Consider the following 18,928-nt stretch of genomic DNA (forward strand, 5'->3'; position numbering starts at 1 on the left):
ACATGGCAATTAGCTGGGATGACATGAATGATTTGCAGCCGCGCGTCATGCGGCTGATTTTTAATAGTATTGATAAAGACCGACTTGCGCACGCCTACTTATTTGAAGGAAAAAAAGGAACCGGAAAACTGGATGCAGCGATGCTTTTGGCTAAAAGCTTTTTTTGCTTGGAATCAGGAGTGAAACCATGTGAATCCTGTCAAAACTGCAAAAGGATTGCATCAGGAAACCATCCCGATTTACATCTTGTGCAGCCTGATGGCCAATCAATTAAGAAGGCGCAAGTGCAGGCACTGCAAGAGGAATTTACAAAAGCCGGTGTAGAATCTCACCGGAAAATGTATATTATTCTTCATGCGGACAAAATGACGGTCAATGCCGCGAACAGTTTATTGAAGTTCCTAGAGGAGCCTAATCGGGAAACGATGGCGGTTTTAATCACTGAGCAATCGCATAAAATGCTGGATACGATTATTTCAAGATGTCAGATGCTCAGCTTTCAGCCGCTGCAGCCACAATCCTTGGAGCAGCAGCTTTTACAAGAAGGCGTATCTCAGCATCTCGCAAGGCTTTTGTCGAATTTAACCAATAATTTAGCAGAAGCACTCGAATTAAGTCGAAATGATCAGTTTGCAGAGTCTAGAGCGAAAGTGATAAAATTGTATGAAGTCTTACACCAGCGAAAAGAACATGCATTTTTTTATATACAGGATCAATGGATGCCTTTTTTCAAAGAGAAAGACCTTCAAGAAACAGGTCTGGATATGCTTTTATTTATATATCGTGATGTATTGTCGATTCAAATAGGAAATGAAGATAAAGTCATTTATCAAGACTTATTCCAGACAATGAAGCAGCATGCGCTGCATTCCACACAGCAGATGGTGACCAGCCAGATCCTTGCTGTATTAGAAGCGAAAAAGAGACTTCAATCCAACGTGAATGCCCAAGGGCTGATGGAGCAATTGGTGTTGATGTTGCAGGAGGGATAAGCTTGTACAACGTAATTGGTGTTCGCTTTAAAAAAGCGGGCAAAATCTATTATTTCGATCCTAATGGATTTCATATAGAAAATGATAGTTGTGTCATTGTAGAAACGGTCAGAGGGGTTGAGTACGGACAAGTGGTCATCGCCAACAAAAAAGTAGATGAACACGATGTGGTTCTCCCTCTGCGTAAAGTCATTCGTGTAGCAGACGAACGAGATCGGCTCATCGTTGAGGAAAACAAAGAAGCAGCGATGACAGCCTTTGATACATGTCTTCAGAAGGTAAGTGAACATGGGCTGGAAATGAAATTGGTTGATGTTGAATTTACATTTGACCGAAACAAGGTCATCTTCTACTTCACAGCAGATGGCAGAGTTGATTTCCGTGAGCTAGTGAAGGATCTTGCATCAATTTTCAAAACGAGAATTGAACTTCGCCAGATTGGCGTAAGAGACGAGGCAAAAATGCTTGGCGGCATTGGTCCTTGCGGGCGAATGCTTTGCTGTTCGACATTCTTAGGAGACTTTGAACCAGTGTCGATTAAGATGGCAAAGGATCAAAACCTGTCGTTAAATCCGACAAAAATTTCCGGACTATGCGGCCGTTTGATGTGCTGCTTGAAATATGAGAATGATGAGTATGAAACAGCGAAGGAACAATTACCGGATATCGGCGAAACGATTCAAACGTCTAATGGCTCTGCAAAGGTAGTAGGGCTCAATATTTTAGAACGAATTTTGCAAGTTGAATTAACCGGGCAAGAAAAAGTGATAGAATATACATGGGAAGAATTATTACAAGAAGGCGTTGTATCTGCACAAACAACTGAGTAACGAGGTGTGCCACCTTGGATAAAAAGGAACTATTTGATACGGTGATTAATTTAGAAGAACAAATCGGTTCTCTTTATCGCCAGTTAGGTGATTTGAAAAATCATATCGGTGAAGTGATTGAAGAAAATCATCAGCTGCAGATGGAGAATCAGCACTTGCGTGAACGTCTGGATCAGTCCGATCGAGACAAATCGTCTGAGGCAGAGAATGATTCTGCCCAGAAGCCAAGTCACTCTGATATAGGAGAAGGTCATGATAACCTGGCCCGGTTATATCAGGAGGGCTTCCATATTTGTAATGTACATTATGGAAGCATTCGTAAAGAGGGAGACTGTTTGTTCTGTCTGTCATTTTTAAATAAAAAATGAGAAAAGGCTTCCGCTGAATCGGGAGCCTTTTTCACAGGAAAAGAAAGGATACATCATGGTTTCGTTAAGAGAAGATGAACGTTTAGATTACCTGCTCGCCGAAGATATGAAGATTATACAAAGTAAAACTGTGTTTGCCTTTTCATTGGACGCAGTGTTATTAGCTAAATTTGCGTATGTACCGATCCAAAAAGGGGAGATCATTGATCTTTGTACCGGAAACGGTATCGTGCCATTGCTGCTTTCGACTCGTTCTAAGGCCTCGATTACGGGTGTTGAAATTCAAGAACGGCTGTTTGATATGGCAAAAAGAAGTGTAGAGTATAATCAACTTGCGCACCAGATTGAATTGATTCATGGTGATTTGAATGATATGCCGGAACGCTACGGCAACCATAAAGTTGATGTGATTACATGTAACCCGCCATATTTTAAAACACCCTCTAAGGATGAAATCAATGAAAATGAATATTTGGCGATTGCACGGCATGAAATTCATTGTACATTAGAAGATGTTATTCGTGTTTCTTCCACGCTGCTAAAGCAAGGGGGGAAACTGGCGATGGTTCATCGACCAGGACGGCTGCTTGAGATTGTTGAATTAATGAAAAAATACCGAATTGAGCCGAAACGAATTCAATTTGTTTATCCCAAACAAGGGAAAGAAGCCAATACTATCTTGGTAGAGGGCATAAAAGATGGAAAACCAGATCTGAAAATTCTTCCGCCTCTTTTTGTTTATGGGGAAGATCAGGAGTATACAGATGAAATCAGGACGATACTGTATGGAGAAGCATAATCATTATTTCTATGTTTTAAAATGTGCAGATGGCAGCCTGTATGCGGGTTATACAAATGATTTACAAAAAAGACTAATAACCCATAATAGTGGAAAGGGAGCAAAGTATACAAGAGCGAGACGGCCGGTTGAGCTTTTTTATCATGAATGTTTTGCAACCAAAAGAGAAGCCATGCAGCAAGAATATCGTTTCAAAACGTGGACGCGGAAAAAGAAAGATATTTATATAGAAGAAATGCGAATGGAAAAGGAGGCGGCACATGAAAAAGACACAGAAAAGCTTTGATGGTCAATCTGGCATGGGTATTCTTTATCTTGTCCCAACCCCGATCGGAAATCTAGAAGATATGACGTTCCGAGCGATACAAACATTAAAAGATGTAGACTATATTGCAGCAGAAGATACAAGGCAAACGAAAAAGCTTTGTCATGTATACGAAATTGATACACCCTTAACCAGTTATCATGAACATAACAAAGACAGCAGCGGCCACAAGTTAATCGAATGGCTAAAAGAAGGGAAAAGTATCGCACTTGTGAGTGATGCCGGTTTACCAACGATTTCAGATCCAGGGGCTGAAGTGGTTCGAGATTTTACTAGCATCGGAGGCTATGTCATTCCGTTACCTGGCGCAAATGCTGCACTAACAGCACTCATTGCATCAGGAATCGCGCCTCAGCCATTTTTCTTTTATGGTTTTCTCGACCGTCAGAAAAAAGAAAAGAAAAAGCAGCTTGAAGCCTTGAAGAAACGTCAAGAAACGATCATTTTCTATGAAGCGCCCCATCGGTTAAAAGAAACGCTGACTTTAATGAAGGAAGTGTGGGGGAATCGGAACATCGCAATTACGAGAGAACTGACGAAAAAATTCGAAGAGTTTATTCGTGGGGATTTAGAAGCTGTGCTGACATGGGCTGCGGAGAATCAAATTCGAGGTGAGTTCTGTCTTGTGGTACAAGGAAATGATCAAGCTGAAGAAGAGCTGAATGAAGAAGCTTGGTGGACGTCCTTATCTGAAAAAGAACATGTGATCCATTACATAGAGGAAGGATTAACGTCGAAGGAAGCCATTAAACGTACAGCTGTCGAACGTGGTGTACCAAAGCGCACGATATACGATGCTTATCATATTGAACAATAAAGAAAGGTTCTTGCAAACGGTGCAAGAACCTTTTTTATATGAACCTTATTTTTGTGATTGAAGTTGGTTTTGGATTTCGTTAATGATTTGCTCTGCACCTTCACGGCTAAGAACTAATTTACCATTAGCAAGTTTAAGGTTATCGTCTGATACTTCACCTGTTACTTGGCAAGTCATGTTTGGTTTATATTTTTTTAAGATAATTTTTTCATCATCAACATAAATTTCCAAAGCGTCTTTTTCAGCGATTCCTAGCGTACGGCGAAGTTCGATTGGAATCACCACGCGCCCTAATTCGTCAACTTTACGTACAATACCTGTAGATTTCATCTTCATTCTCCTCCCAAAAAGTTCTTATTCTTAAAATAATATTATCTTCGTCATTATTCGACAAATTCCTTACATTCCTAGCATAACAAGGTTTCCATAAATCGTCAATCATTTTGTTTACTATTGTTTGTAAAATATGACTCTTAAAGTCAAAAGACCTTGAAACTACTGGTGTATAAGGATTTTGTAGGCTTTTCCTATGAAAATATAAGAAATGACGAGATCAGATTAACAAGACTTTTGCCCTAATTTAGCCAATTGTAAATCTGGAAATAGATTTCATACGACAATATTCGACAAAATGTCGACGGGTTTGTCGTTTTTTTCGAAAAACTCATCTTTTTCGATCATTTCATCTTGTTCTATGTATATATGCTTGATCTTAAAGGCTAAGATGGTATCATAGAGAAAGCACAAGTGCAAAATTGAATGAATTGATCTGACACATTTTCATGTAATGATGATAACCGCTCTCGTCCATTGGGCGGGAGTTTTTGACATTTACACACACGCAGGAGGTTCCGACATGCCGGAAAAGAAAAAAACGTTTTATCTGACAACACCTATTTACTATCCGAGCGGAAAATTACATATTGGACATGCTTATACGACAGTAGCAGGAGATGCTATGGCTCGTTATAAACGTCTTCAAGGCTATGATGTGATGTATTTAACAGGTACAGATGAGCACGGACAAAAAATTCAGCAAAAAGCTGAAGAACAAAATATCACACCGATCGAGTATTTAGATCCAGTCGTTGAAGACATTAAATCATTATGGAAGAAACTCGACATTTCGAATGATGACTTCATCCGTACAACAGAAAAAAGACATACGAAAATCATTGAGCAAGTCTTCCAAAAATTGCTTGGTCAAGGCGATATTTATTTAGATCAATATGAGGGCTGGTACAGTATTCCTGATGAGACATTCTATACGGAAACACAGCTTGTTGATGTTGAGCGTAATGAGAAAGGGGAAGTCATTGGCGGGAAAAGCCCTGACAGCGGCCACCCTGTTGAATTAATTAAAGAGGAATCATATTTCTTCCGTATGAGTAAGTATGCGGACCGTTTGCTCGATTATTACGAAAAAAATCCATCGTTTATTCAGCCTGAATCAAGAAAGAATGAAATGATTAATAACTTCATTAAACCAGGTTTAGAGGATTTAGCAGTATCAAGAACAACCTTTGATTGGGGAATTAAAGTTCCTAACAATCCAAAACACGTCATTTATGTATGGATTGATGCGTTATTCAACTATTTAACTGCGATTGGCTATGGAACAGATCAAGATGAAAAATATAAAAAATATTGGCCTGCCAACGTACATCTCGTAGGAAAAGAAATTGTACGCTTCCATACGATTTATTGGCCGATTATGCTGATGGCATTAGATCTGCCTCTGCCGAAACAAATTTTCGCACACGGCTGGCTGCTCATGAAAGATGGCAAAATGTCTAAATCAAAAGGGAATGTGGTAGATCCGGTCACATTAATTGATCGCTATGGCCTCGATGCCCTTCGTTATTACCTGCTTCGCGAAGTACCATTTGGTGCAGATGGTGTGTTTACACCAGAAGGATTCGTGGAACGTGTAAACTATGACCTTGCCAATGATTTAGGTAACTTGCTTAATCGTACAGTTGCGATGGTCCAAAAATATTTTGACGGCACATTAAGCAGCTATAAAGGCCCTGTTAATGAGTTTGATGAAGAGCTGAAAGCAGTAGCTGAACAAACAGTCAAAGCCTATGAAGAAGCGATGGAAAATCTTGAATTCTCTGTGGCTCTTTCAAATGTTTGGACATTAATCAGCAGAACCAATAAATATATTGATCAAACAGCCCCGTGGGTGCTGGCAAAGGATGAAACAAAACGAAAAGAATTGCATTCTGTTATGTATCATTTAGCAGAATCACTTCGAATCACTGCAGTACTCTTAACGCCGTTCCTAACGAAAACACCTGAGAAAATCTTCTTCCAGCTTGGAATTGAAGAAGAGAAGCTCAAAAGCTGGGATAGTATCCTATCATTTGGTGCGATTCAACAAGCAACGGTACAAAAAGGAGAGCCTTTGTTCCCGCGTTTAGAGGTTGAAGAAGAAGTATCCTACATTAAAGAAAAAATGCAGGGAAGTGCACCTAAGGTAGAAGAAGAGAAAGTGGAAATCGAAGAAACGGAATTACCTGAGCTGGGAGCAGAAATTGCATTTGATGATTTCTCAAAAGTTGATCTTCGAGTTGCACAGGTATTGGAAGCAGCCCCAGTGAAAAAAGCGGATCGTCTCTTAAAGCTTCAGCTTGATTTTGGATTTGAAAAAAGACAAATAGTCTCTGGGATTGCCAAGCACTATCAACCAGAGGAATTAGTAGGGAAGAAGCTTGTTTGCGTAGCTAATCTTACACCAGTTAAACTCCGAGGGGAAATTTCCCAGGGAATGATTTTAACTGGAGAAACTGGCGGGAAATTGCAGGTTCTTGAAGTAGATCAATCTCTAGCAAATGGAACAAAAATTTTATAAATTAACAAAGGTGTTCCACGTGTAACATTTCGTCGAACACCTTTTGTTTTTTAGGAGAATTGTCGAAAGGAGCAATCAACCATGTTATTTGATACACATGCCCACTTAAATGCAGAACAATACAATGAAGACTTAGAGCAGGTGATCGAAAGAGCGAAAAGCGAAAAAGTTGAGAAAATCGTGGTGGTAGGGTTTGACCGCCCGACAATTACGAGAGCGATGGAATTAATTGAAGAGTATGATTTCATATATGCAGCTATCGGCTGGCATCCAGTCGATGCTATTGATATGACAGATGAGGATTTGGCTTGGATCAAAGATTTATCTCAACACGAAAAAGTGGTTGCAATTGGAGAAATGGGTCTGGATTACTATTGGGACAAGTCGCCAAAAGATGTGCAAAAGGAAGTCTTTAGACGCCAAATTGCTCTTGCGAAGGAAGTGAAGCTTCCAATCGTTATTCATAATCGTGACGCAACGGAAGATGTCGTGACGATTTTAAAGGAAGAGGGAGCAGCTGAGGTTGGAGGTATTATGCACTGCTTTACTGGCAGTCTGGAAACTGCAAAAGCGTGTATGGAGATGAACTTTTATATTTCATTCGGTGGACCCGTGACATTTAAAAATGCCAAAAAGCCAAAGGAAGTTGTAAAGGAGATACCAAGTGATAAGCTTTTGATTGAAACAGACTGCCCATACTTAACGCCAGTGCCATTTAGAGGGAAACGTAATGAGCCAAGTTATGTCAAATATATCGCAGAACAGATTGCGGAGCTGAGAGAAATCAGCTTTGAAGAGCTTGCTGAATTGACAACAAAAAATGCAAAAAAAGTTTTCCGTATAAACTGACAGTATATGATGTCAATCCTTGTTTAAGCTTGTCCAATTGTGAAACATAACGAAAAAGTTCTACACGTTTGCGCCTCCTCATAGGATAAGTTGTCGATAAGTCTTTCTTCCCTTCCTTCCATAAATCTCCCATAATAGGTTTACAATCGAGCATTTTTGTACAGTGGGTGGAAGGGTTGACAGGTTTTGAGATACTCTATATAATCTCTCCGAGGAGAAGGAGGCGTTTTTCATCGTACAAAAAATGAAAAATCTGTTTTCTGTGAAGCTAGGAAAAGGCAAGGTTTTATTACTAGTTGTTTGCTTGCTTTTAGCTGGAACTGGAACGGCTTACGGTGCGCATGAGCTCACTAAGCAGTCTATTACCATTTCAATCAATGGTAAAGAGAAGACAATTCGTACACATGAAGAGACAGTAGCTCAGCTGCTTTCAGACCTTGGCATAAGGACCAAGGCGGAGGATCATATCTCTCCAAGTCTAAATACAAAGATTCAAGACAATATGAACATTGTGTATGATGCGGCTATACCGGTTCATCTGACCCTAGATGGGAAAGAGAAAACGATATGGACTACAGATCAGACGGTTGGAGCATTATTGAAGAATGAGAAGATAGATATTGGGAAGCACGATCAAGTAACTCCAGGAAAGAATGACAAGTTAACAAAGGATATGAATCTTGTGGTTCAGCAGGCCTTCCAGGTCAGCTTAAATGATGGAGGAAAAGATAAAAAAGTGTGGACCACTTCGACTACGGTCGCTGACTTTTTAAAGCAACAAGAGCTGAAGCTCAAGAAGCACGATAAGATCAAGCCTGCGTTACATAGTAACCTTTCTAAAAAGAGCGCAGATATAAAGATCACTCGGGTGGAAAAAGTCACCGATGTAGTGGAAGAGAAAATTGCTTTTGATACCAAACATAAAAAGGATCATTCTCTTGAAAAAGGGAAAGAGAAGGTACTTAAAAAAGGTGAAGAAGGTAAATTGAAGAAGCACTATGCCATTGTGAAAGAAAACGGCAAAGTGGTGTCTAAAGAATTGATTAAAGAAGTGACCGAAAAAGATAGTAAGGACCGATTAGTGGCTATTGGTACACAAGTGGCCAAAAAGGAACCTACAGCGTCCCCTGCGGTTTCACGAAGCAATGAATCGTCAGGAAAAGAATTTTATGTGGCATCAACAGCCTATACAGCGAGCTGTGCTGGATGTACGGGCAGAACGTCTACAGGCTTTAATTTAAAAGCAAATCCAGGTGCAAAGGTTATAGCAGTTGATCCGAGTGTCATTCCGCTGGGCTCAAAAGTGTATGTGGAAGGCTATGGATATGCCGTTGCATCAGACACTGGATCTGCTATAAAAGGGAATAAAATTGATGTGTTCGTCCCAAGTAAGTCGGCAGCTTATCAATGGGGAAATAAACGAGTAAAAATTAGAGTACTCAAATAAACACATCAAATCATTTATATGAACAGAGGGCTTTGCGCACCCTCTGTTTTTTTGGTTATAATAGAAGCACTGTTTTCTAATTAATTAGACGCAAAAGCAGCATGAAAGGTTTCGTTTTTTTAACCAAAAAATGTAGATTGTTTTTGCAAGCGGAGGAATACATGAAAATCAAAGAAATCATTGTGGTGGAGGGTCGTGATGACACTGCCAGAGTGAAGATGGCAGTGGATGCAGATACGATTGAAACAAACGGATCTGCCATTGGCGATACAGTCATTCAACAAGTGCGTCTTGCTCAGGAGACGAGAGGGGTCATTATTTTAACAGATCCTGATTTTCCTGGTGAGAAGATCCGTAAAACCATCGCAGAGGCAGTTCCTGGCTGTAAGCACGCTTTTTTGCCAAAACATCTTGCGAAGGCGAAGCGGGATAAAGGAATTGGTGTCGAGCATGCTTCCTTGGACAGTATTCGGGAATGTCTTGCCCATGTCCATGAAGAAATGGAAGTAACGGAAAGTGACATTACTTTAGATGACTTAATTGACGCAGGCCTTATCGGAGGCGAAGCATCGAAACGCCGCCGCGAACGACTAGGAGTGCTTTTAAATATAGGATATACCAATGCGAAGCAGCTGCAAAAGCGCCTTCACATGTTCCAAATAACCAAACATGATTTTATTGCGGCCTTAAAGACCGTCATGCAGGAGGAAGCCGATGAATAAAGATATTGCGACACCCGTCAGAACGAAGGAAATACTGAAGAAGTACGGTTTCTCTTTTAAAAAGAGCTTGGGGCAGAACTTCTTAATTGATACAAATATTTTAGATCGCATTGTCGATCACGCGGAGGTTACAGATGAGACCGGCGTCATTGAAATTGGACCTGGTATCGGCGCATTGACAGAGCAGCTGGCTAAACGTGCAAAGAAAGTTACCGCTTTTGAAATCGATCAGCGTTTATTGCCTATTTTAAACGATACGCTTTCTCCATATGATAATGTCACGATCATTCATCAAGATGTATTAAAAGCCGATGTGAGAAAGGTCATCGAGGAAAATTTTGCTGACTGTAAGGAAGTGATGGTCGTAGCCAACCTTCCATATTATGTGACAACACCGATTATTATGAAATTGCTTGAAGAAAACCTTCCATTGAAAGGGATTGTGGTCATGCTGCAAAAAGAAGTAGCAGATCGTATGGCAGCTGCCCCTTCATCAAAGGAATATAATTCACTGTCTATCGCAGTTCAATTTTATACGGAAGCAAAAACGGTGATGGTTGTGCCTAAAACGGTTTTTGTTCCTCAGCCCAATGTTGATTCGGCTGTGATTAAGCTGACTGTTCGTGAAACGCCTGCTGTCTCAGTAGAAAATGATGCGTTTTTCTTTCAATTGATCCGAGCAAGCTTTGGCCAGCGCCGGAAAACATTGATGAATAATTTGATGAACAATCTCCCTGATGGAAAAAAACATAAAGCCATCATCGAAGAAGCACTTCAAACAGCAGATATTGATGGAAAGCGCCGCGGAGAATCATTATCCATTGAGGAATTTGCCCGTTTGTCGAATGTTTTACAAAAAGCCCTATCGTAAGGGCTTTTTTCTTTTGTTTTTCACCACTTCAACTGTTCGGGCATAGGCTAGAAAGAACAGCATATATGAAAGACGATACCAACAGGATATGAGCCTGATTGTGGAGTGAACAGCATGCAATTTCAAATAGGAGATATGGTGACGAGGGCATCCTATCAAATGGATATTATGTTTCGAATCATTCGAATTGATGAGACAGATCAGCACGAAGCCACTGCCATATTGCATGGGAATGAAGTGAGGCTGATTGCTGATGCTAAGATGTCGGATCTCGTCTTGATTCAAAAAGAGGAGCAGCTGACAAGGGAAAAGGACGACGAACGGAAAATTAACGAATCGCTCGACTTACTAAGACAGGATTATCAGCTGCTGCGTGAAAAACAAGAGTATTATACTTCTGGACAATATCAGCATCAGGAGCAGTATTTTCACATGCCTGGAAAGGTCCTTCATTTAGATGGAGATGCTTCATACTTAAAGAAATGCTTAGATGTATATGAACGAATTGGTGTACCTGTGTACGGAGTGCATTGTCATGAGAAGAAAATGCCAAGCGTGATCGATTCGTTACTTGATCAATATCGGCCTGATATTTTGGTCATTACAGGGCATGATGCGTATTCCAAGCAAAAGGGCGGCGTAAATGATATCGGTGCCTATCGCCATTCTCGTCATTTCGTTGAGACGGTTCAAAAAGCAAGAAAGAAAATTCCTCATTTAGATCAGCTTGTGATCTTTGCAGGCGCCTGTCAATCTCATTTCGAATCATTGATCCAAGCAGGTGCCAATTTTGCAAGCTCACCTTCACGTGTGAACATCCATGCGCTCGATCCCGTCTATATCGTTGCGAAGATCAGCTTCACTCCATTTGTAGATCGAATCAATGTGTGGGATGTGCTTCGTAATACATTAACAAGAGAAAAAGGTCTCGGAGGCATCGAGACGAAGGGTGTTTTAAGGGTAGGTATGCCATATAAAAAAGACCATGAATCGACATAACCCGACTGATTTCAGTCTGGTTTTTTTTATGTGTAAAAAGAAATTTCAAACGGATACATAATTCACCGGAATTTGAGAAAAATAGGGAGGAGAAAAGGTAGAAGTTTGTCAAAATTATTTTGTTGACAATGGCTCGTGTTGGTTGATATAATTTAATTTTTATTTGACAAAAATGGGCCTTTGTTGTATAATTATCTCAGTGAGGTGGATGCAATGGCGAAGACTTTGTCCGACATCAAAAGATCGCTTGATGGTAACTTAGGTAAACGTTTGACGTTAAAGGCTAACGGAGGCCGCCGTAAAACAATTGAGCGTTCGGGCATTTTAGCTGAAACGTACCCTTCTGTATTTGTGATTCAATTAGATCAAGATGAGAATTCGTTTGAAAGAGTTTCTTACAGTTATGCAGATATACTGACTGAGACGGTCGAATTAACGTTCGATGATACCGCTAGCTCAGTCGCCTATTAATGGGCAGTGAACTTCTTGTTTACTGCTTTTTGTTTTGCCTTTTTTTCTGAATGGGAGTCTGTCCATTTTTTGAAAGGGGTAAAAGAAAGGATTCGATACAAAATAAGAAAGCCACAAAAGCAGTGGCACTGATTCGAATTCTCGACTAAAGGGGCTGTTTCGTTTGGGTAGACGCCGAGGCATTATGTCAGATGAGTTCAAATACGAGCTGGCGAAGGATCTTGGATTTTATGATACCGTCAAAAATGGAGGCTGGGGAGAAATTCGTGCGCGTGACGCAGGTAATATGGTCAAACGTGCCATCGAATTAGCTCAGCAGCACATGGCTCAGGATGAGAATCAACGATAGAAAAATGGTCAGGGATACCTCAGGTGTCTCTGGCTTTTTTTGCTGAAAAAGTCAGTGTGCTGGGCGTAAAAGCCAATATTCATCAGATCCATCAAATGTGATACAATATTGATACTTATGTTTAGATGGAGAAGTAGGTGAAATGTTTGCGTATTTTAGAAAAAGCACCGGCAAAAATTAATCTCTCACTTGATGTTCATGGAAAAAGACCGGATGGATATCACGAAGTAGAGATGGTGATGACAACAATAGACCTTGCAGATCGACTTGAGCTGACGGAGCTGGACAAAGACGAAATCCGTGTATCATCTCATAATCGATTTGTGCCAGATGATCAGCGTAACTTGGCTTATCAGGCGGCTAAATTACTCAAAACAAGGTTCGGTATTCAAAAAGGAGTATCGATTGTCATCACAAAAACAATACCTGTTGCAGCAGGTTTAGCTGGAGGCAGCAGTGATGCTGCAGCAGCGCTTCGCGGTTTAAACCGTTTGTGGAAGTTGAATCTCACGTTAGATGAACTAGCTGAGCTTGGAGCGGAGATCGGCTCAGATGTGTCTTTTTGTGTACACGGAGGCACAGCACTAGCGACAGGACGTGGAGAAAAACTGAAGCATATCGCGACACCGCCGCATTGCTGGGTGATTTTAGCGAAGCCGGTGATTGGGGTATCTACAGCTGAAGTTTATAGACAATATGACGCAAGCAAAGTAGAACACCCAAATGTACAGCGTATGATTGAAGCCATTGAAGCGAAAGATTATAAAGAGATGTGCGGCTCACTCGGTAACGTTCTGGAGTCTGTGACATTAAAGATGTATCCGGAAGTAGATATGATCAAAAGACAGATGAAGCGTTTCGGTGCTGATGCTGTATTAATGAGTGGGAGCGGCCCAACTGTATTTGGCTTGATTCAATATGAATCGAAGGTACAAAGAATATATAACGGACTGAGAGGATTTTGTGATCAAGTATACGCTGTCCGCATGATCGGCGAACAAAATGCCCTTGATTAAATCCGTATATTAAGTTATATTATTCATAAATTATTCGGGTTCTGGGGGTAAGTTCATGAAGTTTCGTCGAAGCGGCAGATTGGTGGACTTAACAAATTATTTGTTAGCCCACCCGCACGTACTAGTACCTTTAACTTTTTTTGCAGAACGTTATCAATCTGCAAAGTCCTCCATTAGTGAAGACTTAACGATTATCAAACAGACCTTCGAACAGCAGGGAATAGGCACATTGCTTACTGTACCTGGCGCTGCTGGCGGAGTGAAATATATTCCTAAAATTCACCTAAAAGAAGCAGATGACGTAGTAAACGATATCGGAGAGGCATTATCAACTCCTGAACGTGTACTTCCTGGCGGTTATTTATATTTAACCGATGTTTTAGGTAATCCATCGATTCTTGCGAAAATCGGTAAGCTGTTTGCGACCATCTTTGCGGACCGTGCGATTGATGTCGTCATGACCGTTGCGACAAAGGGTATTCCAATTGCCTATTCTGTTGCGGGTTATTTAAATGTGCCTGTTGTGATCGTTAGAAAAGATAATAAGGTAACCGAAGGATCAACAGTCAGTATTAATTATGCGTCAGGTTCGTCTAACCGAATTCAAACCATGTCCCTTGCAAAGCGCAGCTTAGATAAAGGCTCCAATGTGCTGATCATTGATGACTTTATGAAAGCGGGCGGAACCATTAACGGCATGATGAATTTGCTTGAGGAATTTAATGCAAATGTTGCAGGGATCGGTGTTCTTTTAGAAGATGAAGGCGTAGATGAACGTCTTGTCGATGAATATGTCTCATTGTTAAAGCTTTCAACCATTGATATGAAGCAAAAAATCATTGAGATCAATGAAGGCAATTTCCACGAGTTTTTTCATCCGAAAGCGTAAGCTTTGATTAAACATGTATTTGAATGGGAGAGATTGATATGACAAAAGTTGTTCAAACCAAACATGCACCAGCAGCCATTGGACCTTACTCTCAAGGAATTATTGTCAATAACATGTTTTACAGCTCAGGGCAAATTCCATTAACCCCAGCTGGAGATTTTGTCAATGGAGATATTAAAGAACAAACACATCAAGTATTCCGTAATCTTGAGGCTGTACTTGAAGCAGCAGGTGCTTCCTTTGAAACAGTCGTGAAAGCAACTGTTTTCATCAAAGATATGGAACAATTCGCTGAAGTGAATGAAGTGTACGGTGAGTATTTCCATACACATAAGCCAGCTCGTTCATGTGTGGAAGTGGCAAGACTTCCAAAGGATGCGCTTGTAGAAATAGAAGTAGTTGCATTAGTGAAATAAACAGGCACTCTCAATGAAAGCCGTTTGGTTTCATCATATGCAGGGAAAGACATCATCATGATGTCTTTTTTTATGCTGAGAATGTAAGCGTCGTCACGAATATGACAAATAATGTATAAATATCCCGATATTTCAAAAAAAGTTTAAAAAAAGAGCAGGAGAATCACCACGATCGTTGAATACCTAAGTAATGCTTTTATATTGGGAAAAGGTGGTGAACTACTGTGGAAGTTACTGACGTAAGATTACGCCGCGTGAATACCGATGGTCGCATGAGGGCGATTGCATCCATCACGCTGGACCACGAATTTGTTGTTCATGATATTCGTGTGATTGATGGAAATAATGGGTTGTTTGTTGCAATGCCTAGCAAACGCACGCCCGATGGAGAGTTTCGCGACATTGCACATCCAATTAATTCAAGCACTCGGGGTAAAATCCAAGATGCTGTATTAAATGAATATCATCGCTTAGGCGAAGAGGAAGAAACAATTGAATATGAAGAAGCTGGAGCTTCTTAATCATATGTGAACTTAAAAAGACGGCTTTAAGAGAAAATGAATGTTTTCTTTTAAATGCTGTCTTTTTTTCGTTCTTTCTCTTGTTTCTTAAGTCTTTCATCTGTTAGAAAATTATTGTACTTCCTTATGTATCCTTGAAATCAGTCTTTATTTAGGATATATTTTTCTATGGATAATAGGGATATTGGAGGCCAATCAATGGATAAGCGGTTCGCAGTGATTTTAGCAGCGGGAAAAGGAACGAGAATGAAGTCAAAGCTATATAAAGTACTTCATCCAGTTTGCGGAAAGCCAATGGTCGAGCATGTGGCAGATGAAGCGTTAAAGCTTTCTTTAGCCAAGCTGGTGACGATTGTCGGTCATGGTGCAGAGGACGTGAAAGAGCAGCTTGGAGACAGAAGTGAGTATGCACTTCAAGAAGAACAGCTGGGAACAGCCCATGCCGTCAAACAAGCAAAGTCGTTCCTCGCGCAGGAAAAGGGAACAACCATTGTCATTTGTGGTGATACGCCATTATTGACAGCGGAAACAATGGAAGCCATGTTAAGCGAGCATCAAAAACATCAAGCGAAAGTCACTATTTTAACAGCACATGCGGATGATCCGACAGGCTATGGCCGTATTATTCGTGACGAAACAGGTGCTGTCGTGAAAATTGTGGAGCATAAAGATGCGAACGATGCAGAGCTTCAAGTGAATGAAATTAATACAGGGACTTATTGCTTTTCAAATGAAGATCTCTTCCGTGTGATTGAGCAAGTGTCGAATGAAAATGCACAGGGTGAATACTACTTGCCAGACGTTATTGAAATTCTAAAAAATGAAGGGCAAACAGTTGCAGCTTATCAAACACCGCATTTTGAAGAAACACTTGGAGTTAACGATCGTATCGCTCTATCACAAGCAGAGCAATTCATGAAGCGACGTATTAATCATCAGCATATGAAGAATGGTGTGACCTTGATTGATCCTGAGAACACGTATATTTCGCCAGATGCTGTCATCGGTGAAGATACAGTTATTTATCCTGGGACGGTCATCAAAGGGAATGTAAAAATCGGTGCAGACGCCACTATTGGGCCAAACACTGAAATTGTTGACAGCATCATCGGAGATCGAACAGTCATTAAGCAATCTGTCGTCTGCGATAGTGAGGTTGGAGTTGATGTGACAATTGGACCGTTTGCTCATATTCGCCCGTTGTCGAAAATTGGCGATGAAGTAAAAATCGGAAATTTTGTCGAAATCAAGAAAACAGTTTTCGGAGACCGCAGCAAAGCATCTCATCTAAGCTACATTGGAGACGCAGAGGTTGGAACTGATGTAAATCTTGGCTGTGGTTCCATTACAGTCAACTATGATGGGAAAAACAAATTCTTAACGAAGATTGAAGACGGCGCATTTATTGGCTGTAATTCAAATCTCGTTGCACCAGTCACTGTCGGAAAAGGGGCATATGTTGCAGCCGGTTCAACGGTTACAGAAGATGTACCGCAGGATGCATTGTCTATTGCTAGAGCAAGACAAGTCAATAAAGAAGATTATGTGAAAAATATTCATAAAAAATAATCCAAATACCCGGAGGTTTACCATGTCTAATCGTTATGCTGATGCGAATTTAAAGATATTCTCTTTGAATTCAAACCCTGAACTTGCCAAAGAAATTGCCGATCGTATCGGAGTTGATGTAGGAAAGAGCTCTGTTAAACGCTTTAGTGACGGTGAAGTCCAAATCAATATTGAAGAAAGTATCCGCGGCTGTGATTGTTATGTTATTCAATCAACAAGTGCGCCAGTCAATGAGCATATTATGGAACTGCTCATTATGGTGGATGCACTAAAACGCGCTTCTGCGAAAACTGTCAATATTGTGATCCCTTATTACGGATATGCACGTCAAGATCGTAAAGCAAAACCTCGTGAGCCAATCACTGCGAAGCTTTTTGCAAACTTGCTTGAAACAGCAGGTGCTACACGTGTGATTGCGCTTGATCTTCATGCGCCGCAAATCCAAGGTTTCTTCGATATTCCAATCGATAACTTAATGGCTGTGCCAATCTTAACAAACTATTTCGAACAGAAGAACTTGAATGATGTCGTTGTTGTGTCTCCTGACCACGGTGGTGTGACACGTGCGCGTAAAATGGCAGACCGCCTGAAAGCGCCAATCGCAATTATCGACAAACGCCGTCCAAAGCCAAACGTTGCTGAAGTCATGAACATTATTGGTAACATTGAAGGCAAAACGGCCATTCTAATCGATGATATCATTGATACAGCTGGTACTATTACACTTGCTGCAAATGCGCTAGTCGAAAATGGAGCAGCTGAAGTATATGCTTGCTGTACGCACCCAGTCTTGTCTGGACCAGCAGTAGAACGCATCACAAACTCTAAAATTAAAGAATTGGTTGTGACAAACAGTATTCAATTAACTGATGACAAGAAAGCTGGAAAATTCATTCCGCTTTCAGTTGGGCCTTTGCTTGCAGAAGCCATCATCCGTGTACATGAAGAAGAATCTGTGAGCTACCTTTTTAGCTGATTTTCTGATTAAAAAAGGCCCTAGGCATCAAGCTTGGGGTCTTTTTGCTATCATCATTCACGGCAAATAGGTTTAAAATGATTCGGTTATGGGTAATTATGAGAGTAGTGACAAAAAAGAAATAGGATGGTGCTGAATATGGCAACTTTAAAAGCAAATAAAAGAACTGATTTCAAACGTTCCACACTGCAAAAAATCCGTCATTCAGGACACGTTCCTGGTGTCATATACGGAAAAAATACAGACAATCTGGCTGTTTCATTAGACAGCATCGATTTATTAAAAACCTTACGTGATGAAGGGAAGAATACAATCATCACCTTAGACGTGGGTGGTGAAACGAAATCTGTGATGGTGACAGAATTACAAACAGATCCGTTGAAAAACGAACTTGTTCATGCTGATTTCCAAGTCGTTGACTTACAGCGTGAAATTGAGGCAGATGTACCAATACAGCTGATTGGCGAGTCTAAAGGGGTAAAAGATGGCGGTGTGCTTCAGCAGCCACTATTTGAACTATCTGTTACAGCGAAACCAAAAGATATTCCGCAGAATATTGAAGCTGATATTACAAACTTAGAAGTCAATGATGTCTTAACAGTTGCTGATCTGCCTGTTCAGTCATCTTATCAAATCAATAACGATCCAGAAGAAGTCGTTGCCTCCATTCTGCCGCCTCAGCAATCAGAGGTTCCTGAGCCGGATAGCGAAGAAGAGCCGCAAGAGCCTGAGGCCATTAAAGAAAAGGATGACGATGGAGAATAACTGGTCATTTAAAGACGTAACCCTCCCGCGGTTGCGTCTTTTGTGCTAGAATGAAAAGAATTCATACGTTTTTACATGAG

Annotated in this window: 22 protein-coding genes; 21 read left to right on the top strand and 1 reads right to left on the bottom strand. The window is 40.7% G+C overall.

Going from position 1 to position 18,928, the window contains the following annotated elements:
• Positions 1-2: 2 nt before the first annotated feature.
• Genes holB through rsmI form a run of 6 tightly spaced genes read left to right on the top strand, consistent with a single transcriptional unit; the run spans position 3 to position 4,131 of the window.
• Positions 3-992: a DNA polymerase III subunit delta' gene (holB, locus tag MHB41_RS00225; RefSeq protein WP_024425627.1), complete on the top strand. Its 990-nt coding sequence runs from the start codon at positions 3-5 to the stop codon at positions 990-992.
• A gap of 2 nt (positions 993-994) precedes the next feature.
• On the top strand, positions 995-1,822 hold the full coding sequence (locus MHB41_RS00230; protein WP_024425628.1) for a stage 0 sporulation family protein: 828 nt from the start codon (positions 995-997) through the stop codon (positions 1,820-1,822).
• A 14-nt stretch (positions 1,823-1,836) separates the two neighbouring features.
• A complete protein-coding gene (yabA, locus tag MHB41_RS00235; RefSeq protein WP_024425629.1) occupies positions 1,837-2,190 on the top strand; it encodes a DNA replication initiation control protein YabA in 354 nt (117 codons plus the stop codon).
• 55 nt (positions 2,191-2,245) lie between these two features.
• The gene (locus MHB41_RS00240; RefSeq protein WP_024427205.1) at positions 2,246-2,989 is read left to right on the top strand and encodes a tRNA1(Val) (adenine(37)-N6)-methyltransferase; all 744 of its coding nucleotides are present in this window, start codon (positions 2,246-2,248) and stop codon (positions 2,987-2,989) included.
• Complete coding sequence (locus tag MHB41_RS00245; protein WP_024425631.1) at positions 2,976-3,275, top strand: GIY-YIG nuclease family protein; 300 nt, start codon at positions 2,976-2,978, stop codon at positions 3,273-3,275. Before MHB41_RS00240 ends, MHB41_RS00245 begins: the two co-directional genes overlap by 14 nt.
• Positions 3,250-4,131 carry a 16S rRNA (cytidine(1402)-2'-O)-methyltransferase gene (gene rsmI, locus MHB41_RS00250; RefSeq protein ID WP_326484181.1) on the top strand — a complete coding sequence of 294 codons (882 nt, stop codon included), beginning with the start codon at positions 3,250-3,252 and terminating at the stop codon, positions 4,129-4,131. Before MHB41_RS00245 ends, rsmI begins: the two co-directional genes overlap by 26 nt.
• Positions 4,132-4,176: 45 nt before the next feature.
• Here rsmI and MHB41_RS00255 read toward each other — a convergent pair whose 3' ends face one another.
• On the bottom strand, positions 4,177-4,467 hold the full coding sequence (locus tag MHB41_RS00255; protein WP_087975202.1) for an AbrB/MazE/SpoVT family DNA-binding domain-containing protein: 291 nt from the start codon (positions 4,465-4,467) through the stop codon (positions 4,177-4,179).
• 520 nt (positions 4,468-4,987) lie between these two features.
• Here MHB41_RS00255 and metG point away from each other — a divergent pair.
• The 15 genes from metG (at position 4,988) to MHB41_RS00330 (ending at position 18,848) form a co-directional block, all read left to right on the top strand.
• Positions 4,988-6,988, top strand: a complete 2,001-nt coding sequence (gene metG / locus MHB41_RS00260; RefSeq protein ID WP_340899555.1) for a methionine--tRNA ligase — start codon at positions 4,988-4,990, stop codon at positions 6,986-6,988.
• Positions 6,989-7,069: 81 nt separating this feature from the next.
• The gene (locus tag MHB41_RS00265) at positions 7,070-7,837 is read left to right on the top strand and encodes a TatD family hydrolase (protein WP_024425634.1); all 768 of its coding nucleotides are present in this window, start codon (positions 7,070-7,072) and stop codon (positions 7,835-7,837) included.
• A gap of 244 nt (positions 7,838-8,081) precedes the next feature.
• Entirely contained in the window at positions 8,082-9,284 is a 1,203-nt protein-coding gene (locus MHB41_RS00270) for a G5 and 3D domain-containing protein (RefSeq protein WP_044334281.1), read from the top strand.
• Positions 9,285-9,445: 161 nt separating this feature from the next.
• Positions 9,446-10,006: a ribonuclease M5 gene (rnmV, locus tag MHB41_RS00275; RefSeq protein ID WP_340899553.1), complete on the top strand. Its 561-nt coding sequence runs from the start codon at positions 9,446-9,448 to the stop codon at positions 10,004-10,006.
• Positions 9,999-10,877 (top strand): 16S rRNA (adenine(1518)-N(6)/adenine(1519)-N(6))-dimethyltransferase RsmA, encoded by an 879-nt coding sequence (gene rsmA / locus MHB41_RS00280; RefSeq protein ID WP_034284149.1) that lies wholly within the window; start codon positions 9,999-10,001, stop codon positions 10,875-10,877. Before rnmV ends, rsmA begins: the two co-directional genes overlap by 8 nt.
• Before the next feature lie 114 nt (positions 10,878-10,991).
• Entirely contained in the window at positions 10,992-11,876 is an 885-nt protein-coding gene (gene yabG / locus MHB41_RS00285) for a sporulation peptidase YabG (RefSeq protein WP_024427198.1), read from the top strand.
• A 213-nt stretch (positions 11,877-12,089) separates the two neighbouring features.
• Complete coding sequence (locus MHB41_RS00290) at positions 12,090-12,347, top strand: Veg family protein (RefSeq protein ID WP_003217979.1); 258 nt, start codon at positions 12,090-12,092, stop codon at positions 12,345-12,347.
• A gap of 163 nt (positions 12,348-12,510) precedes the next feature.
• The gene (locus MHB41_RS00295) at positions 12,511-12,696 is read left to right on the top strand and encodes a small, acid-soluble spore protein, alpha/beta type (protein WP_012008653.1); all 186 of its coding nucleotides are present in this window, start codon (positions 12,511-12,513) and stop codon (positions 12,694-12,696) included.
• A 146-nt stretch (positions 12,697-12,842) separates the two neighbouring features.
• The gene (gene ispE / locus MHB41_RS00300; RefSeq protein ID WP_061109541.1) at positions 12,843-13,712 is read left to right on the top strand and encodes a 4-(cytidine 5'-diphospho)-2-C-methyl-D-erythritol kinase; all 870 of its coding nucleotides are present in this window, start codon (positions 12,843-12,845) and stop codon (positions 13,710-13,712) included.
• Between the two features lie 55 nt (positions 13,713-13,767).
• Complete coding sequence (purR, locus tag MHB41_RS00305) at positions 13,768-14,601, top strand: pur operon repressor (protein ID WP_024427197.1); 834 nt, start codon at positions 13,768-13,770, stop codon at positions 14,599-14,601.
• A 38-nt stretch (positions 14,602-14,639) separates the two neighbouring features.
• Positions 14,640-15,017, top strand: coding sequence for a 2-iminobutanoate/2-iminopropanoate deaminase (gene ridA, locus MHB41_RS00310; protein ID WP_024425639.1), 378 nt, complete (start codon positions 14,640-14,642; stop codon positions 15,015-15,017).
• Positions 15,018-15,241: 224 nt separating this feature from the next.
• Complete coding sequence (spoVG, locus tag MHB41_RS00315; protein ID WP_008357439.1) at positions 15,242-15,538, top strand: septation regulator SpoVG; 297 nt, start codon at positions 15,242-15,244, stop codon at positions 15,536-15,538.
• Between the two features lie 198 nt (positions 15,539-15,736).
• Positions 15,737-17,107, top strand: a complete 1,371-nt coding sequence (gene glmU / locus MHB41_RS00320) for a bifunctional UDP-N-acetylglucosamine diphosphorylase/glucosamine-1-phosphate N-acetyltransferase GlmU (protein WP_340899551.1) — start codon at positions 15,737-15,739, stop codon at positions 17,105-17,107.
• Positions 17,108-17,129: 22 nt separating this feature from the next.
• Positions 17,130-18,083, top strand: a complete 954-nt coding sequence (locus tag MHB41_RS00325; protein ID WP_101676974.1) for a ribose-phosphate diphosphokinase — start codon at positions 17,130-17,132, stop codon at positions 18,081-18,083.
• A 138-nt stretch (positions 18,084-18,221) separates the two neighbouring features.
• Positions 18,222-18,848, top strand: a complete 627-nt coding sequence (locus MHB41_RS00330; protein WP_034284155.1) for a 50S ribosomal protein L25/general stress protein Ctc — start codon at positions 18,222-18,224, stop codon at positions 18,846-18,848.
• Positions 18,849-18,928: the final 80 nt, after the last annotated feature.

This window comes from Bacillus sp. FSL H7-0578 (assembly GCF_038630855.1).
GTDB lineage: Bacteria > Bacillota > Bacilli > Bacillales > Bacillaceae > Bacillus > Bacillus safensis.

What these genes read in the sequence shown, in the direction of transcription:
- MHB41_RS00240 (WP_024427205.1), top strand. Translation starts at nt 2,246, where the DNA reads ATGGTTTCGTTAAGAGAAGATGAACGTTTAGATTACCTGCTCGCCGAA.
- metG (WP_340899555.1), top strand. Translation starts at nt 4,988, where the DNA reads ATGCCGGAAAAGAAAAAAACGTTTTATCTGACAACACCTATTTACTAT.
- ridA (WP_024425639.1), top strand. Translation starts at nt 14,640, where the DNA reads ATGACAAAAGTTGTTCAAACCAAACATGCACCAGCAGCCATTGGACCT.
- MHB41_RS00330 (WP_034284155.1), top strand. Translation starts at nt 18,222, where the DNA reads ATGGCAACTTTAAAAGCAAATAAAAGAACTGATTTCAAACGTTCCACA.
- rsmI (WP_326484181.1), top strand. Translation starts at nt 3,250, where the DNA reads ATGAAAAAGACACAGAAAAGCTTTGATGGTCAATCTGGCATGGGTATT.
- MHB41_RS00265 (WP_024425634.1), top strand. Translation starts at nt 7,070, where the DNA reads ATGTTATTTGATACACATGCCCACTTAAATGCAGAACAATACAATGAA.
- rsmA (WP_034284149.1), top strand. Translation starts at nt 9,999, where the DNA reads ATGAATAAAGATATTGCGACACCCGTCAGAACGAAGGAAATACTGAAG.
- holB (WP_024425627.1), top strand. Translation starts at nt 3, where the DNA reads ATGGCAATTAGCTGGGATGACATGAATGATTTGCAGCCGCGCGTCATG.
- MHB41_RS00270 (WP_044334281.1), top strand. Translation starts at nt 8,082, where the DNA reads ATGAAAAATCTGTTTTCTGTGAAGCTAGGAAAAGGCAAGGTTTTATTA.
- MHB41_RS00255 (WP_087975202.1), bottom strand. Translation starts at nt 4,467, where the DNA reads ATGAAGATGAAATCTACAGGTATTGTACGTAAAGTTGACGAATTAGGG.
- rnmV (WP_340899553.1), top strand. Translation starts at nt 9,446, where the DNA reads ATGAAAATCAAAGAAATCATTGTGGTGGAGGGTCGTGATGACACTGCC.
- MHB41_RS00245 (WP_024425631.1), top strand. Translation starts at nt 2,976, where the DNA reads ATGGAGAAGCATAATCATTATTTCTATGTTTTAAAATGTGCAGATGGC.
- MHB41_RS00325 (WP_101676974.1), top strand. Translation starts at nt 17,130, where the DNA reads ATGTCTAATCGTTATGCTGATGCGAATTTAAAGATATTCTCTTTGAAT.
- MHB41_RS00290 (WP_003217979.1), top strand. Translation starts at nt 12,090, where the DNA reads ATGGCGAAGACTTTGTCCGACATCAAAAGATCGCTTGATGGTAACTTA.
- yabG (WP_024427198.1), top strand. Translation starts at nt 10,992, where the DNA reads ATGCAATTTCAAATAGGAGATATGGTGACGAGGGCATCCTATCAAATG.
- purR (WP_024427197.1), top strand. Translation starts at nt 13,768, where the DNA reads ATGAAGTTTCGTCGAAGCGGCAGATTGGTGGACTTAACAAATTATTTG.
- glmU (WP_340899551.1), top strand. Translation starts at nt 15,737, where the DNA reads ATGGATAAGCGGTTCGCAGTGATTTTAGCAGCGGGAAAAGGAACGAGA.